The organism is Actinocorallia herbida (assembly GCF_003751225.1).
Lineage (GTDB): Bacteria > Actinomycetota > Actinomycetes > Streptosporangiales > Streptosporangiaceae > Actinocorallia > Actinocorallia herbida.
The window spans coordinates 2,770,958-2,787,229 of record NZ_RJKE01000001.1 but is presented as its reverse complement, the minus strand read 5'-3'; the positions used below and the strand labels follow the sequence as shown (position 1 = coordinate 2,787,229).

Here is a 16,272-nt window from a genome sequence, read left to right as displayed (position 1 = left end):
CCGCCTCGCGGGCCGGAAGCCGGAAGCACGCGGGGACCAGGGGCCCTGGTCGAAGTCGCCGGCGCTCGGGCGGCGGCCTTCCGAAGGAGAGCGCCGCAAAGGCCGAAGGGGCCCGCCGCCGGAGCGGGGACCCCTTCGGGCGCCGTGGGCGTCAGTGCATGGGCATGACGTTGACGGCGGCTTCCGGCTTGCTGCGCGAGAGGAACAGCGCCGGGATGAAGGCGAGGACGATCAGGCCGGTCGCCCACCAGAAGGTGGCGCCGAAGGCGTCGGCGATCTTCGGGAGGATCAGGGCGGCGGCCTCCGGCGGCACGTTCGCCGCCGCGCCGATGCCGCCCTCGGCCCCGCCGCCCAGGCGGTCCTGAAGCTGGGTGGTGAGCAGCACCGACATGAACGCGGTGCCGATGGAGCCGGCGACCTGCTGGATGATGTTCAGGCCCGTGCTGGCGCGCGGCACCTCGTCGTGCTCCAGGGTCTGCATCGCGGCCGACATGGTCGGCATCATGGTGAGGCCCATGCCGAGACCCATGACGAACAGCGCGCCGCCCAGCGCGAAGCCGGAGGTGTCGGCGCCGACCTGGGTGGCGAATCCGGCCATGCCCGCGATGACGAGCACGAGGCCGCCCAGGACGATCCGGCCGGGGCCGATCTTGTCGACCAGCTTGCCGCCGATCGGCATGGTGACCATCGCGCCGACGCCCTGCGGGATGAGCAGGAGGCCGGTGTGGAAGGCGCTCTCGCCGCGCACCACCTGGTAGAAGAGCGGCATCAGCAGCATCGCGCCGAAGAACGCCAGGTTGAACAGCACCATCGTGCCGGACGCCGCGGCGACCGAGCGCCGCGCGAACAGCCGCAGGTCGATCAGCGGCACCTCGGCGCGCAGCGCGCGCACCACGAAGCCGATGACGAGGACCGCGCCGACCGCCGTGAACCCGATGACCTTGGCGGAGTCGAACGCGCCCTGTTCCGCGCCGGTCGCCAGGCCGTAGATGAGCGAGGCGAGGCCGGGCGACAGCAGGAGCAGGCCGAGGAGGTCGAGCTTCTCACCGGTCCGCGGGGTGTCCTTGTCCAGGATGCGCCAGGACATGAACAGCGCGACGATGCCGATCGGCACGTTGATGTAGAAGATCCAGCGCCACGACACGTCGTCGACGAGCCAGCCGCCGAGGATCGGGCCCGAGATCGGGCCGAGCAGCATCGGGATGCCGACGACGCTCATGACCTGGCCGACCCGCTGCGGGCCCGCCTTCTGTGTGAGGATCGTCATACCGGCGGGCATGATCATGCCGCCGCCGAGGCCCTGCAGGACGCGGAAGGCGATGAGCGACTCGGCCGACCACGCCATGCCCGCGAGGCCGGAACCGATGACGAACAGGCCGATCGAGACCATGTAGAGGCGCTTGGTGCCGAAGCGGCTGGCCGCCCAGCCCGTGACGGGAATCACGGTGGCGAGCGCGAGGGTGTAGCCGGTCGCGATCCACTGGATCTGCGAGAGCGGAGCGTTGAACTCCACGGACAGGTCGCGGATGGCGACGTTGACGACGGTCACGTCGAGGATCGACATGATCGCGCCGAGGACGACGACGGCGGCCACGGCGAGTACGCCGCGGTCAAGGCCGGCGCCTCCACCGCCGTTCGACTTGCTGACGGAGGTGGCGCTCGCCTCCGGGGGGGCTGAGGAACTCAACTTTCTTCCCATCTTGAAGTGTGCTGCGACGTGCGGAAAGGACGGAAGCCGTCAACCGGACACCCCCGCCGTCTTCTGACCAGCTTTGCGGTGATCGCCTTTCGCCCGCCGCGGGAACGCTCCCCCCGACCGCGGACCCAGCCCCGGTGAACGCGCTATGCCAAGTCTGCCGGTCCCCCGCGAAACGCTCGCGGCGGGGCGGCCGCATGGCTCCGCACGAATCCCGAAACCTACCGGACCCCGGTGACAGAATCGCGCGGGCCCGTCCCCCCTCCCTCCAGACCCATGGTGACGGCTGCCGTCGGAGGGCTCGCCCGCCGCCGCGGTGAGAACCGCGGCGCCTGACGGGAAGGGTGATGCCGCCGGGCCGTCAGCCGGTCCGGGGCCGCAGGACGGGCGGCGGGGGCGCGCTCAGCGCAGTGACTCTCCGTAGACGTGCTCGACGGCCATCGTCATCAGCACCCTGCGGTCGGCGACCATCGCCGCGCGGTACTCCGCCCAGTCCGGGTGCTCGCCCGCCGCTTCGCGGTAGTACCGGACCAGGGCCTCCACCTCGGGGCCCTCCGGGTCGGCGCCGGGGCCGGTAAGCGTCACCGGGCCTTCGGCGGTGGCCCAGGACCTGCCGTCGGGACCGGTGACCTCCAGCGCGGCCCGGGGGTCGCGGCGCAGGTTCGCCGTCTTGGCCCGCCCTTCGGTCATCGAGACGTACAGGGTTCCGGTGTCCCGGTCGTAGTAGGGCATGACGGGCGACAGCTGCGGGCGACCGTCGCGCTTGAGCGTCGCCAGGACGCCGAGCCTGCTCTCGGCGAGCAGCGCGCGCGGGTCGAACGGAGTGGCGTTCATGTCCAGGAGAAGTCTCCGCCGTGCGCCGGGTATTCCCCACTCCGCGCCGCGGTTTCACGGGTTTCCCCGACCGCATCACATTCTTCGGACAATACGGTCGAACCTAGGCCATATTTCCGCCGTGTGCCGTAATGTGCGGGCCTCCCCGGTGACCCCCCGCTCCCTGGAGTTGCCCGTGCCCGACGACGTCGCCCCCGCCCGTCCGCGCCGCTCCCGGCTCCGCCGGTGGGGCCGCAGGGCCGCGGCCGCCGTGCTCGCGCTCGTCCTGCTGCTCCTGGCGGCCTACGCAGCCCTGCCGAAGGGCCCGCGCGACCCTATGGCGTTCGACAGCCCCAAGGGCGAGACGCGGCCCTTGGCGTCCGGGAGCGAGTACGCGGTCGTGGCCGGGACGCCGTGGGCCGCGGAGGCCATGCGGGACGTCCTGGAACGCGGCGGGAACGCCGCCGACGCCGCCGTCGCGGGCCTCCTCGCGCTCAACGTGACGTTCGGGGAGGCCGCGAGCTTCCCCGGCGTCGCGCCCCTCCTCTACCGCGACGGCGCGACGGGGTCGGTGACGAGCTACGTGGGCACGGGCACCGCGCCCAAGGCGGCCACCCTGGCGAAGTTCCGCGCCAAAGGCTGGGACTCCGTCCCGGAGATGGACATCTGGGCCCAGCTCCTGCCCGCCTCCCCCGACGTGCTCGTCGCGCTCCTGGCCGAGCACGGCACGATGACGTTCGCCGACGTCGCCGCGCCCGCGGTCCGGATCGCACGCGAGGGCTTCCCGATCCATGAGGTGATGGCCGAGGACCTGGACATGTCGCTGGTCGAGCGGATCGGCTTCCAGTTCCTCATGCCGGAGAACGCGGAGGTCTTCACCAAGGGCGAGTGGTGGCGGCCGTTCCACGTCGGCGACAGGTTCACCCGGCCCGAGCTCGCCGCGACGTTCGAGCGGCTGGCCGGGGCCGAGCGCGCCGCGCGCGCCGCCGGGGGCGACCGGACCGCCGGGCTCGACGCGGTCCGCGCCTACTTCTACACGGGCCCGATCGCCGACCAGATCGTCGCCCTGCACGAGGACGAGGGCGGCCTGTTCACCGAGGAGGACCTCGCCGGGTACGCCGGAGGCTGGGAGGAGCCGGTGACCGCGGAGTTCCGCGGCCACACGATCCGGACGAACGGGACCTGGAGTCAGGGCATCGTCGTGCCGATGGTGTTGAAGATCCTGGAAGGCGTGGATCTGAAGGCGCTCGGCAGGAATTCTCCGGAGTACGTCCATACCGTCCTCCAGGCGATCGACCTCGCCATGGCCGACCGGGAGGCCTACGTCGGCGACCCCGCGTTCGTCGAGGTGCCGGTCGCGCGGCTGCTCTCGGCGGAGTACGCGGCCCGCCAGCGGGCCAGGTTCGGCGACCGCGCCCACGCCGGGACGCCCGCCCCCGGGACCCCCGAGGCGACCTCCGCGCCCGACCCCCTCGTCGGCAAGGACACCACCCACCTCGCCGTCGTCGACGCCGCCGGCGACTCCGTCACGCTCACCCCGAGCGATTTCCCGCTGACGCCGATGGTGCCGGGGACCGGGCTCAACCTCGGCAACCGGATGCAGCAGTTCGACCTCGACCCCGGCAGCCCGAATGCCCTCGCACCCGGCAAACGCCCCCGGATCACCCCGCACGCGGTGATGGTGGACGAGGCCGACGGGGGCCGGATCTCGATGGGCACCCCGGGCGGCGACGTCCAGGCGCAGGCCAACGTCCAGGTCCTGCTGGACGTCCTCGTCTGGGGGATGGATCCGCAGCGGGCCGTGGAGGAGCCGCGCTTCCTGTCCCTGAACTTCCCCAGCTCGTTCACCCCGCACGCGACCGAGCCGCGCACCGTCGAGCTCGAGGCGCCGCTCTACGACGCGCTGCACACCGCGCTGGAGGCCCGCGGCTACACCGTCCGGCGGCTCGACCGCTGGGACAAGGCACTGGGCGGGGTCGGGATCGTGCGGACCCGTCCGGACGGAACCGTACAGGCGGGGGCGGATCCGCACGAGAGCACCACCGCGTTCGTCCGCTGAGAAGTAACGATCTAGAATCCCCATGTTCCGGGAGCAGCCAATAAGTCCCGCTCGTCAGCGGGCGACTGCTATGGTCCGAAAGTCCACCCCCAAGATCTCTCAGTCGAGACCGGTTCGACGGCGTCCGCGCGACCGGGATACGACGCCACGGAGCAACGTGACCTCGCATCGACAGTCGTCGTCCCCGACGCGTGCCCATGGCTGACCGCTACGTCGGCCGCCGCAGATTCCTGCTCGGCACGGGCGTCCTCACGACGGCGGCGGTACTCCCCTCGGCCGCGCCCCTCACCGGGGGCAGCTCCGCCAACGCCGGGAACGCCGGGCGGGCCCCCGCCAAGCCGAACTTCGTCATGGTCATCGCCGACGACTTCGGGTACGGCCAGATCGGCGTCCAGGGCCAGACCAAGATCAAGACTCCGCGCATCGACAAGATGGCCCGCGAGGGGCTCAGGTTCACCGACGCCTACGCCGCGGCGCCCGTCTGCGCGCCCGCCCGCGCGTCGTTGCTGACCGGCCTGCACGGCGGCCACGCCCCGGTCCGCCGCAACCCGCCCGACGACGGCGACCTGCCGCTCCCGCCCGGCATCCCGACCATCGCGACCCTCCTCCAGGACCAGGGCTACCGGACGGGCCTGTTCGGCAAGTGGGGGTTCGGCGGCCAGATGCCGAACCCGTCCCACCCCGACCAGCACGGGTTCACCGACTTCTACGGCTACCTCACCCACTACGGCGCCAAGAGCTACTACCCCGAGCGGCTCATGGACGGCCGGAAGTGGGAGTACCTGCCGGGCAACAAGGGCGACAGCGGGCCCGTCTACGGGCCCGAGGTCATCATGGACCGGGCGATGGCCTTCCTCCGGGAGTCGAAGGACACCCCGTTCCTGCTGATGCTCACCCTGCCGCTGCCGCACGCCCCGTCCGCCGGTCCGCCGACCCTCGGCAGGTACGCGGGCAAGGACTGGCGGCGGCCCGACCGCGTCCACGCCGCCCAGATCACCCGCCTCGACGGGTACGTCGGACGGCTCCTGGACGGTCTGCGCGCCAACGGCCTGGACGACGACACCATCGTCATCTTCACCGGCGACAACGGCCCGCACGAGGAGGACGGGGTCCACCCCGACTTCTTCGACGCCAACGGCAAGTTCCGCGGCTACAAGCGCAACCTCTACGAGGGCGGCATCCGGGTCCCGTTCATCGTGCGCTCCCCCAAGATCATGGCGAGGACCAGGGGTAAGAAGACCGCCCACCCGACGGTCCACTACGACCTGCTCGCGACCTTCGCGGACTTCGTCGGCGCGGCCCCTCCGGGGGACACCGACGGCCTGTCCCTGCGGACGGTCTTCGAAGGGCGCGGGAAGGTGCCGACGCACCCCTACCTGTACTGGTCGCGGCTGCACGCCGGGTCGACCCCGTCGCAGCGGGCCGAGGACGGGGGCCGCGGCAGGAACGCGGCGGCGGCGGTCCGGTTCGGCAAGTGGAAGGCCGTCGGCTTCGCCCCGGGCCGCGGCTACACCACGCCCGACGCCAAATGGCGGATCGAGCTGTACGACCTCGCCGCCGACCCGGGCGAGAAGAAGAACCTCGCCAAGAAGCGTCCCGACCTCGTCACCAAGTCCCGCGGCTACATGCGCGCCGCCTGGCGCAACCCCTAGAGCCCCGTCCGGGTCCGGGCGGCCTCGGCCGCCCGGCCACGGGAGCCGCTGCGGGAGGGGGTCCAGGACGCTCCCGCAGCACGGACCTAGCGCTTGACGGTCAGCTTCAGCAGCTTGGGCAGGGGCTTGTTCTTCTTGGGCGTGCAGTTCATCGCGACGGACGAGCCGAGCGCCACCGCGGTGATCTTGAGCTTGCCCATGGTCAGCGTGACCTTACCGGCCTTCTTCAGCTTCACCTTGCCGGTCAGCTTCCCGATCGGGATCTTGCCCTTGGGCTTGATCGGGCCGGTCTTCTTCGGTCCCGACGCGCTGATCGAGGTCTTCTGGGCGCCCGACGCGGCGAAGACACCGGTGGTCTTCCACGAGTCGACGGTGACCGGCGCCACCCCGGGCAGCGCCGAGAGGTCCGCGGTGACCGTCACCGTGGCGCCCACCTTGCGCGAACCCGTGCTCTTCATGGTGACTTTGGCGTTGTAGTCGAAATGCGTGGAGAAGATAAGGCAGTCATAGGCCACGGTCCCGGTGGCGGCCGACGCGGGGGCGCCGCCGAACCCCACGGTGGCCAACACGATCGCGGTGGCGCCGACGGTGAGTCCGCGCAGTGCCCCGCGGCCCTTCGTCTTCATCGGGCTGATCGACATGAACCGCTCCTTCTGTCGCGTGCGGGTCACGGTGACGCGCACGGAAGCACGCCGCGCGCCCCCGATCGCACCCGTCCGCATGCGACCGAGCACGCTCCCGTCGTTTCGGTGAAGGAAACGCGGTTTCGCAACGTGAGACTAGAAGACCGTTTCGCGTACTCCGATGTCAAGACATGACCCCCAAACGTTTCCTTCCGCGCCGCACCCGGTCCAGGAAACGAACCCCCGCCACCCCTCGAAGCCCCGGTGCCCCCTCCGGCCCAAGACCGGAAGGGGGCACTCGGCCGGCTCGGGCCGGACGCGGCTCAGGGGCCGTCGGCCGGAGGGCGAGGGCGTGGTGCGGCAGGGGGGCGCAGGACATCGCCGAAGCGGACCGCAGGGCGGGCCAGGGTGGCGCCGACGAGGCGGCGGACGACGAGGATCGACGCCGCGACGGCCGGGCCCTCCCAGCCGGGCGCGACGCCCAGGTTGAGCAGGCCGGCCGCGAGCCAGAAGTCCAGGGCGACCTTGAGGCCCGTCTGGCCGTCGCGGGAGACCACGGCGGTCACCGCGCCCGCGACGAGGCCCGCCGCGACGCAGGCGAGGGCGGCGGTGCGCACCCAGAGGGGGAACGCGTCGGTCATCGCGGCAGGTCCGTGTCGTCGAGCGGGGTGGCGTCCGGGGCGGCGGGGTCGGGGCGGCGGTCGAGTTCGGCGCGCTCCTCCCGGATCTCACGGCTGAGGAAGTAGTTGAGCGCCGTCCGGATCGCCGCGATCGCGGCGAGTTCGCCGATCGCCCGGAGCGTCGGCGCGATGGCCGTGCGCAGGATGTCCGAGGCGAGCTGGAACTCCAGGCCGAGCGCGAGGAACCGGCCCAGGCCCAGCCGCACCGGGACGAACGCCTCGGGCCGCCGCTCGCGCACCGCGGCGACGAGGAACCAGCAGAACGCGACCGCCGCCCCGACGAAGATCACGATGGCCCCGGCCGCCTCGACCAACCGCACGAGCAGATCGACCGCCTGCGCCAGCCATTCCTCACCCAGCACCTCATGCACGCCCGTTCCATGCCCGAATCGGGCACCGCCCAAGCGACGGGCCGACCGCGCGCTTCGCGGCGGCATGGGCGAAGATCGCTGCTATCCCCGCCCACCCCGGAGAGAGGAACGCCGGTGACCGACACTTACGCGGCTTTCACCAGCCTTCAGTTCGACCGTCCCGCCGACGGTGTCCTGCGGATCACGTTCGACGCGCCCAACCTCAACGCGGTCGACCCGAAGACGCACCGCGAACTCGCTGACATCTGGCATGTCATCGACCGCGACGAGGAGACCCGGGCGGTGCTCGTGCGCGGCGCGGGCAAGGCGTTCTCGGCGGGCGGCACCTTCGACCTCATCGAGAGCATCGCCGCGGACCACACCGCGCGGACCCGGGTCATGCGCGAGGCCCGCGACATGGTCTACGGCGTCATCAACTGCGCCAAGCCCGTCGTCTCGGCGCTGCACGGCCCGGCCGTCGGGGCGGGCCTGGTCATCGGCATGCTCGCCGACATCTCGATCGCCGCGCGCTCGGCGAAGATCGTCGACGGGCACACCCGGCTCGGCGTCGCGGCGGGCGACCACGCGGCGATCTGCTGGCCGCTGCTGTGCGGGATGGCGAAGGCGAAGTACTACCTCCTGACGTGCGAGACGCTCACCGGCGAGGAGGCCGAGCGGATCGGGCTGGTCTCCAAGGTCGTCGACGACGACCAGGTGCAGGACGAGGCGCTGCGCGTCGCGACCTCGCTGGCGGCGGGCCCGGCGGCGGCACTGAGCTGGACCAAGCGGTCGCTCAACCACTGGTACCGGGTCGCCTCGCCGATCTTCGAGACCTCGCTCGGGCTCGAGTTCCTCGGCTTCAGCGGGCACGAGGTCGGCGAGGGGCTCGCCTCACACCGGGAGAAGCGCCGCCCGGACTTCGCCGAGGTGAACCGCGAGCACCCGCTCGACCTCTGACCCGCGGGGCGGGACGCGGTCTTGACACCTCCGCGTCCCGCTGCCGAGCATGGAAGGCCCCACCCCAGGAGTCCCGGATGTCGATGACCGTGCCCCTCGTCCCGCACCCACGGCACGGGATCCACGAGCCGTCCGCGGGCAGCCCCGCACGGCGCCCCGGGTCCGTGCGGCGCACCGCGACCACCGACATGCTCCGGCCCGACGGGCTCTTCGGCCCCCTCGTCCTGCGCGGCAGGGGACGGGACGTCCGCACCTCGCCCGACGGACGGGCACAGGTCCTGGCCGCCGCCGAGACCGAGGCCGTCGTCGACTACGCGGCCGGTCGGCGGCTGCTGTCGCTGGAGACCTCGCCCGGGCGGCCCGGCCTGGCCGCCCTCCTCGGCGACACGATCGGATCGGGGTTCCGGAACCGGCTGGACGCCGCCGACCCGGCCCTCCGCGACGACCACAGCCTCCTGTACCTGATCCTCGACGACTTCCCCGTCACGTCGCTGGTGTCCGGGCACGCCATCGTCGTCACCCTTCCGGAGATGTCGCTGCCCTCCGACCGGGCCGCCGCCGCGTTCCCCGTCGACCTGTGCGCGGGCTTCGCCGCCGGCAGCACCCTGATGGGCAACGTCGAGCGCACCGGAATGCCCCCGATCGTCGTCGGCCCCGAGGCCCCCGCCCTCACCGACCCGGCCGACCCCGACGGCTGGCACCCCCTCGACCCGCTCCCCCCGTCGGGCATGCGCCGCGCCCGCCGCATCGACCTCGACCCCGTCACCGGCCGCATCCAGGCCGTCTTCCGCGACTCCTACACCCGCCCCGACGGCGTCGAGACCGTCATCCACGAGTACACCCTGGACGCCTCCACCTCCGGCGGCGTCCTCACCTCCTGCGAGGCCACCCCCCGCGTCCTCCCCTGGATGGAATGCCCCGCCGCCGTGGCCAGCGCCCGCCGCCTCGCCGGCCTCCCCCTCACCGGCCTCCGCGACCACATCCGCACCACCTTCACCGGCCCCTCCACCTGCACCCACCTCAACGACACCCTCCGCGCCCTGGAGGACGTCGCGGACCTCCTGCGCGCACCTCGCCCCTGAGCACCTGACGCCCGCGGTGCCGCTGACCGCAACCGGTCTCGTCCGACGCCACGGTGAACGCGGTGATTGACGGGGCAGATGGCAGCGTGTGACCGTGGAGCCCGATTACCGTGATTTCAGGGGGCTGAGCATGGTTCGGCCGGGGCGGGTCACGCGTACCGAGCCGGGGGATCCTCGCTGGATCGGGACCTACGAGGTCCTCGGCCGGCTCGGGTTCGGCGCGCAGGGGGCGGTCTATCTGGGCGAGTCCCGGTCCGGGGACCGGGTCGCCATCAAGGTCCCCTGGACCGACCGCACGAACGACGAGACGGTCCGGCAGCGGTTCGCCAGGGAACTGCTCGCCGCCCGGCGGGTGCCCTCGGCGTACACCGCGGCGATCCTCGACGCCGACGTCGACGGGGCGCGGCCGTACATCGTGAGCGAGTACGTGGACGGGCTGTCCCTCCACGAGATCGTCAGCCGGGACGGACCGTACTCCGGCGCCGCCCTCCACCGCCTCGCCTCCTACACCGCGCTGGCGCTGGCCTCGATCCACGGCGCGGGCGTCGTCCACCGGGACTTCAAGCCCGCGAACATCATCATCGGACCGGACGGCCCCCGGGTGGTGGACTTCGGGATCGCCCAGGCGCTGGAGACGGGCGTCCTGACGACCCGCTCGCCGATCGGGACGCCCGCGTTCATGGCCCCCGAGCAGTTCACCGGCGGCCGTGTCGGCCCGTCCACCGACGTCTTCGCCTGGGGCGGGACGATCCTTTTCGCGGCGTCGGGGTGGCCGCCCTTCGGCTCCTCCTCGACGTCGGACGAAGTCCGGGAACGCGTCCTGCGCGCCGTGCCGGACCTGGCGGCGCTCTCTCCCGGGCCGCTCCGCGACGTCGTGGCCCGCTGCCTGGCGAAGGATCCGGCCGCGCGCCCTCCGATGCTCGACGTGGTCGGCGCCCTCACGGGCGGGCCTTCCGCACCCGTGCCCGCGCCCGTGCCCCGCGCGGCGTCGTCGCGCGCGTCGGTGCCCCGGGCGCGCGAGTCCCGCGTGCCCGCGCCGCCCGCGCCGCCGCCGTCGCGCGGGCGGCGCCGGCTCCTGTGGGCGCTCGCGTCGGTGCTCACGGTGGGCCTGGCGGCCGCCATCGCGGTCTTCGTCCTCAAGAACCCGGCCGGCGGGACGGTCCCGGACCCGATCGCGCACTGGAGCTTCGCGGGCTCCGGCGGCACGGTCACCGACCTCACCGGCAACGGCAACACCGGCTTCCTCGAAGGCGGCGCCACCCAGTCCGACGGGGCCCTCACCCCGTCCGAGGGCTCGATGGCCACGAAGGGGCCCGTCGTCGACACCCTGCGCGGCTTCACCGTCACCGCGGTGGTCCGCCTGTTCACCAGGGAGTTCGGCATCGCGACGATCGCCTCCCAGGACGGCGCCGTCAACGGCGGCTTCCAGCTCGCCGCGAGCCGCGACCTGAACGGCACGAAGGTCGACACCTGGCGCATGACCGTGGTGGAAACGGATCAGAAGGGCTCCGACCGCGTCACCGCCCTCGAACGCCGCCCCTTCGTCCTCGGCGCATGGACCCGTGTCACCGGCGTCCACGACGCCGCGGGAAAGCGCATCTCCGTCTACGTCGACGGCTCCCTCCTCACCACCTCCCCGACGGCCTCCACCTGGACCGCCGCAGGCCCCTTCCGCCTGGGCACCTTCAAATACAACACCTATTACTGGGACCACTTTCCCGGCGAGCTCGCCGACGTCAAGGTCTACGCCACCGCCCTCACCCCCGACCAGATCCCGGCCCTGACCGACGATTGATCCCGCACCCAGGACGACCCCGGAACTGCCGAGTCCTCAGCCGGACGGGCGCCCCTCGCCGCTCTTCCCGAACGCGACAATCTTTGGGATCCTCTGGACGGATCGGCCCTGCCGACCAAGGCCGGCCGTGCGACGCCACGGGTGCCGCGGGCTGCTCAGGATGCGGCCTCGTACCGTGCCGAGGTGAGGCGGAAGACGGGGTAGCCCGAGGCGACGCGCAGCAGGTCGGCGTCGGAGGAGTGGTGGTCGAGCCCCTCGAAGAACAGGCCCACCTCGAACTTCCAGCGCTCGAGGTAGGCGCGCAGGATCTGCGGCTTGCCCTCGTCGGGCACCTCGACCGCGGTGAACGGCTCGACCCGCGAGCCGAGGCGCAGTTCGCCACGGCCTTCGGCGGCCCGCAGATTGCGCACCCATTGGGTGTGCCCGCGCGGAGCAACGAGGTAGCGCTCGCCGTCCATGGTCAGGGGATTGACCGGGTTGGTCCGCCATTCCCCGCTCTTGCGGCCCCTGACGGCCACGAGCTGACTGCCCCAGAGGCTCAGACCGCGGCCGGTGAGCCAGCCGACGACCCGGTTGAGGAGGTTCCCGGACCGACCGGCCTCGACATAGCGCATGCGATGTTCTCCTTTGTGAGCAGTGCTCTCTCTTAAGTACAGTGAACACGCTTTGGGTCACAGTTGCAAGAACACTGCTCTCTTTTCAGTCGTACGCTCTGAAAGACTGGGGCGCATGACCGCGATCCGCACCGCCCGGGAGAGGGCCCGCGCCGAACTGACCCACGAGATCAAGCAGGAGGCCAGGCGGCAACTCGCCGAGGCCGGCTCCGCGCAGCTCTCCCTGCGCGCGGTCGCCCGCGCGCTCGGCATGGCCTCCTCGGCGATCTACCGGTACTTCCCCAGCCGGGACGACCTCCTGACGGCCCTCATCATCGACGCCTACAACGCGCTGGGCGACGCCGCCGAGAACGCCGACCCCCCGCAAGCCGCGCCCCGCGAACGCTGGCTGCTGGTCTGCGCGGCGGTGCGGGACTGGGCCAAGGCGCACCCACACGAGTACGCCCTGCTCTACGGCTCACCCGTCCCCGGCTACCGGGCCCCGGCCGAGACCCTGGATCCGGGAACCCGCGTCGTCCGCCGCTGCGCCGAGATCCTCCTGGCCGCCGGCCCCCTGCACCCCGCCTCCCCCACCCCCCTGGATCCCGCCCTGGAGACCCAGATGAACACGGTCATCGCCGGCACAGGCGTGGCCCTGGCCCCCGCGGACGTCGCCCGCCTCCTCATCGCCTGGTCCCAGCTCTTCGGCCTGATCACCTTCGAACTCTTCGGCCAGTTCACCGGCTCCGCCGACCCCGCCACCCCCCTCTTCCACCACGCCACCGCCCAAATGGCCACCACCCTCGGCCTCCGGTGACCCCCACCCCCCCGCTCCGAGCGGGAGACAGGTGAGCCCCCGACATGGCGCCGGTTCGGCGCGGTCGCCGTGAAGTCGTACTTCAGCAGACCCTCTACCGTGGTCGTCTCCGGTGACGATCACAGTGGAGTTCGCAGGGGACGCGCGCTGCTCGTTCACGAAGAACAGCCAGGACTTCGGGGTGGCCACGACCCGTTCGGACAGGGACCGCCTCCGGACCGGTCATGCCGTAGGGGACATCGCTGCCGGGTCAGATCGTGCTCTTCCACGGTCGCAGGGTGGTCGACGGCGCGTCGGCCCGATCCGTCGCAGGTCGCGGCCTCTCTGCGCGTCACGGAGCGGCGTACCGAAGAGCCGGCCTTGATCAGCGGCCGAACGCGCGGACCGGCTCGCCGGGTTCGCCTGTTTCCGCGACAGCCGCCGGAACTCGGCGCCGCGGCTGCTCGGCCCGCCGACGATCGCAACGCGGTCCCGATTCCGCTCCGCCAGGTCTTCACTCTTCACGCACACGGCCGCCACGGCTCTGCACGAGCGCGCGGAACCACCCGCCGCGGGTGAGCCCCGGTGGCACCATCCGCAGGCGCGGCCTCTTCTCGGCGGCCGAGGGGACGCCCCGGGTGGAGCCGCGGCCGTCCGATCCCCGCGAAGCCTGCGCATCGAGGTGCCGGATGCCGACCCCGGACCACCCCGGCCAGGCGTCCCATCCCGACGAGACGGCCGTGGACTCGTCCTGTGCGGGTACGGAAGAGAGCAGACCTCGCCCGCAAGCCTTCCGCCGGGCGGAAGGAAACGGCCGTTGGCTCGGCCGGAGGCTCGGAGGAGCACGGCGGACGGGCTGGAGGGGCGAACCGGATCGTGGTGGGGGGCGTCCGATGGGGCATGGGAACCGGGCGTAGGGTAGGCCGCGGCGCGGTGGTGGTCGCGCTGGCCGGCACGTTGATGGCAGTTGATCCCGCGATGTCTCGGGCCTGTGCCTGCGGGGCGTTCGTCGCCGATGAGACGTTGCGCGCGCAGCGGGAGACCGCGCTGGTGGAACTCGACGGCCGCACCGAGTCGATCACCCTTTCGGTGCAGGCGCGGTCCGAGGCGGCCCAGGCGGCGTTCCTGATGCCGGTTCCCGCGCGCGCCCGGTTCGAGGTGGCCGACGGGGAGCTGTTCACCGACCTCGACCGGATCAGCCGCCCGGCCGTCGAGGTGCGGCAGGTGACGGTGGACGGGGACGGCGCGGGTGCGCCCCCGGGGTCCGATGGCGGCGCCACCGTCGTCGACCACGTCGAGGTCGGGCCCTACGAGGTCGCCCAGCTCTCCGGCACCGACGCCACCGCCGTGTCGCGCTGGCTGGACGACAACGACTTCACGCTCCCCGCCGAGCTCGGCGGCGCGCTCGGACCGTACCTCGCGGAGGGGTGGCTCGTCGTCGCGGTGCGCCTGGCCCCGGCCTCCGGCAGCCTCGAAGCCGGGCTGCCGCCGATGCGGCTGGCGTTCGAGACCGACACGCCGGTCTACCCGATGCGGCTGTCGGCCACGGCCGAGGACGGCCAGCCGCTGCGCCTGTACGTGCTCGCCGACCACCGGACGGACATCAGCAATCCCGCGCCCGGGGGCGGCGCGCCCGACCTGACGTTCGCGGGCGAGGTGAAGCCGGACCCGCAGTACCCGGCGCTGTCCGCGGCGTTGGCCGGCCCGCGCTTCCTGACCCGCTACGACGGGCATTTCAATCCGGCGCAGATCACCGACGACATCCGCCTCACCCGCTCCGCGACCGATGAGCCCTACCGCGCGGTCGTGACGGTCACCGAATACGTCCACTCTCCGTGGCCGAAGTCCGCCCTCCCCTTGGTCCTCCTGGCCTCGGCCCTGCTCGCCGGCACCCTCGTGATGCTGCGCCGCCGCCGGCCGGCTGGGGCCTGAAGAGGTGCCTCCGGCCATCACCCGCGCGAGCCTGCCCCCTCACCTTCGGGCAGGCCGGCCGTGCTTCCGGCGGGCCGGGCCCGGTCCAGGGCGGCCGCGATGCGCTCGCCGATGGTGTGCAGGAGGGCTTCGGTCCGGGTGAAGGACGCTTCCGGGCTGCCCGCCAGTTCGAGCAGCGAGTAGGCGGTGATCGTGCCGAGGGGTCGGGGGCGGGGGTCCGGCAGGGCGATGTCGCCCGCGACCAGGCTGACGGGGACTCCGGCATGGCGGGCCAGGGTCATGGCGCCGTAGGGGGCCTTGCCACGCAGGGACTGGTCGTCGAACCGTCCTTCGCCGACCACGCACAGCGCGGCGTTCCGGAGGAGGCGGGCGAGGCCGAGTTCGGCCAGCATGAAGGCCGACCCCCGCCGCCACCGCGCCTGCAAGGCGGTGAGGGCCGCGAAGCCGGTGCCCCCGGCGGCACCGGCTCCCGGACTGGACCTGTGGTCCCGGCCCGTGTGAAGCACCATCAGGTCGGCGAACCTTTCGAGTCCGGCTTCCAGCCGCCTGATCTCGGCCGGACCCGCCCCCTTCTGGGGGGCGAAGACCTGGGCGGCTCCTTCCGGGCCGAGGAGGGGGCTGTCGACGTCGGCGGCCAGGACGAACTCGACGGAGGACAACCGCGGGTCGAGGTCCGACAGGTCCAGGGAGGCGACGTCGCGCAGATACCCGCCGCCGAGGGGAAGCCGCGCGCCGAACTCGTCGTACGGTCTCGCGCCCAGAGCGGTGAGCATCCCCGCGCCGCCGTCGGTGGTGGCGCTGCCGCCGACGGCGAGGACGATCCGGGTGCAGCCGAGGTCGAGTGCCCTGCGGACGAGCTGGCCCGTCCCATAGGTGGTGGAGGTGAGGGGGGCGCCCGCGGCGTCCGTGATCAGGTCGAGGCCGGATGCCTGGGCGAGTTCGACGACGGCTTCGGTGCCGCGGACCGCGAGTGCCGCGGAGACCGTCATGCCCTCGACCGGGCCCATGACGGTGACCCGGTCGAGGGAGTAGCCGACGGTCGCCAGCGCCTCGACCGTCCCCTCGCCTCCGTCGGCGAGGGGACGTTCCACGACCGTCACCTCGGGTGCGGCGGCCCTGATCCCCGCGGCGAGCCATGCGCACGCCTGCGAGGCGGTCGCCGATCCGCGGAACTTGTCGAGGCAGACCACGACGGACCCGGAGCGCGGGGGACGGGAAGGGGAGACGATCATGTGTCCGGCCTT

14 protein-coding genes are annotated in these 16,272 nt (G+C 72.5%); 7 read left to right on the top strand and 7 right to left on the bottom strand.

The features are described from left to right. Positions 1–151: 151 nt before the first annotated feature. The gene (locus EDD29_RS13005) at positions 152–1,687 is read right to left on the bottom strand and encodes a DHA2 family efflux MFS transporter permease subunit (protein WP_246052745.1); all 1,536 of its coding nucleotides are present in this window, start codon (positions 1,685–1,687) and stop codon (positions 152–154) included. 411 nt (positions 1,688–2,098) lie between these two features. Beyond that, positions 2,099–2,530 (bottom strand): PPOX class F420-dependent oxidoreductase, encoded by a 432-nt coding sequence (locus tag EDD29_RS13000; RefSeq protein WP_123664651.1) that lies wholly within the window; start codon positions 2,528–2,530, stop codon positions 2,099–2,101. Positions 2,531–2,651: 121 nt separating this feature from the next. On the opposite strand from EDD29_RS13000, the gene EDD29_RS12995 reads away from it, so the two are divergent. Beyond that, on the top strand, positions 2,652–4,568 hold the full coding sequence (locus tag EDD29_RS12995; RefSeq protein WP_211359684.1) for a gamma-glutamyltransferase family protein: 1,917 nt from the start codon (positions 2,652–2,654) through the stop codon (positions 4,566–4,568). A gap of 197 nt (positions 4,569–4,765) precedes the next feature. Beyond that, positions 4,766–6,220, top strand: coding sequence for an arylsulfatase (locus tag EDD29_RS12990; RefSeq protein ID WP_123664650.1), 1,455 nt, complete (start codon positions 4,766–4,768; stop codon positions 6,218–6,220). A gap of 86 nt (positions 6,221–6,306) precedes the next feature. Here EDD29_RS12990 and EDD29_RS12985 read toward each other — a convergent pair whose 3' ends face one another. From EDD29_RS12985 to EDD29_RS12975, 3 genes are all read right to left on the bottom strand, one after another. Then, positions 6,307–6,861, bottom strand: coding sequence for a hypothetical protein (locus tag EDD29_RS12985; RefSeq protein ID WP_148085945.1), 555 nt, complete (start codon positions 6,859–6,861; stop codon positions 6,307–6,309). A gap of 305 nt (positions 6,862–7,166) precedes the next feature. Continuing rightward, a complete protein-coding gene (locus EDD29_RS12980; RefSeq protein ID WP_123664648.1) occupies positions 7,167–7,484 on the bottom strand; it encodes a hypothetical protein in 318 nt (105 codons plus the stop codon). Continuing rightward, positions 7,481–7,894 carry a DUF1622 domain-containing protein gene (locus tag EDD29_RS12975; protein WP_211359683.1) on the bottom strand — a complete coding sequence of 138 codons (414 nt, stop codon included), beginning with the start codon at positions 7,892–7,894 and terminating at the stop codon, positions 7,481–7,483. Before EDD29_RS12975 ends, EDD29_RS12980 begins: the two co-directional genes overlap by 4 nt. Before the next feature lie 114 nt (positions 7,895–8,008). Here EDD29_RS12975 and EDD29_RS12970 point away from each other — a divergent pair, with 114 nt between their 5' ends. The 3 genes from EDD29_RS12970 (at position 8,009) to EDD29_RS12960 (ending at position 11,707) form a co-directional block, all read left to right on the top strand. After that, positions 8,009–8,830 carry an enoyl-CoA hydratase/isomerase family protein gene (locus EDD29_RS12970; RefSeq protein WP_123664646.1) on the top strand — a complete coding sequence of 274 codons (822 nt, stop codon included), beginning with the start codon at positions 8,009–8,011 and terminating at the stop codon, positions 8,828–8,830. Between the two features lie 77 nt (positions 8,831–8,907). Then, positions 8,908–9,912 carry a DUF2889 domain-containing protein gene (locus EDD29_RS12965; RefSeq protein WP_211359682.1) on the top strand — a complete coding sequence of 335 codons (1,005 nt, stop codon included), beginning with the start codon at positions 8,908–8,910 and terminating at the stop codon, positions 9,910–9,912. Between the two features lie 130 nt (positions 9,913–10,042). Continuing rightward, on the top strand, positions 10,043–11,707 hold the full coding sequence (locus tag EDD29_RS12960) for a protein kinase domain-containing protein (protein ID WP_123664645.1): 1,665 nt from the start codon (positions 10,043–10,045) through the stop codon (positions 11,705–11,707). Between the two features lie 155 nt (positions 11,708–11,862). Here EDD29_RS12960 and EDD29_RS12955 read toward each other — a convergent pair whose 3' ends face one another. Continuing rightward, the gene (locus tag EDD29_RS12955; RefSeq protein WP_123664644.1) at positions 11,863–12,321 is read right to left on the bottom strand and encodes a nitroreductase family deazaflavin-dependent oxidoreductase; all 459 of its coding nucleotides are present in this window, start codon (positions 12,319–12,321) and stop codon (positions 11,863–11,865) included. A gap of 115 nt (positions 12,322–12,436) precedes the next feature. Between EDD29_RS12955 and EDD29_RS12950 the strand changes: the two genes are divergently transcribed. After that, entirely contained in the window at positions 12,437–13,117 is a 681-nt protein-coding gene (locus EDD29_RS12950; RefSeq protein ID WP_123664643.1) for a TetR/AcrR family transcriptional regulator, read from the top strand. Positions 13,118–14,074: 957 nt separating this feature from the next. Then, a complete protein-coding gene (locus EDD29_RS12945) occupies positions 14,075–15,028 on the top strand; it encodes a DUF2330 domain-containing protein (RefSeq protein WP_170201383.1) in 954 nt (317 codons plus the stop codon). Between the two features lie 17 nt (positions 15,029–15,045). Here EDD29_RS12945 and EDD29_RS12940 read toward each other — a convergent pair whose 3' ends face one another. Next, complete coding sequence (locus EDD29_RS12940) at positions 15,046–16,260, bottom strand: glycerate kinase (RefSeq protein WP_123664641.1); 1,215 nt, start codon at positions 16,258–16,260, stop codon at positions 15,046–15,048. Positions 16,261–16,272 lie beyond the last annotated feature (12 nt).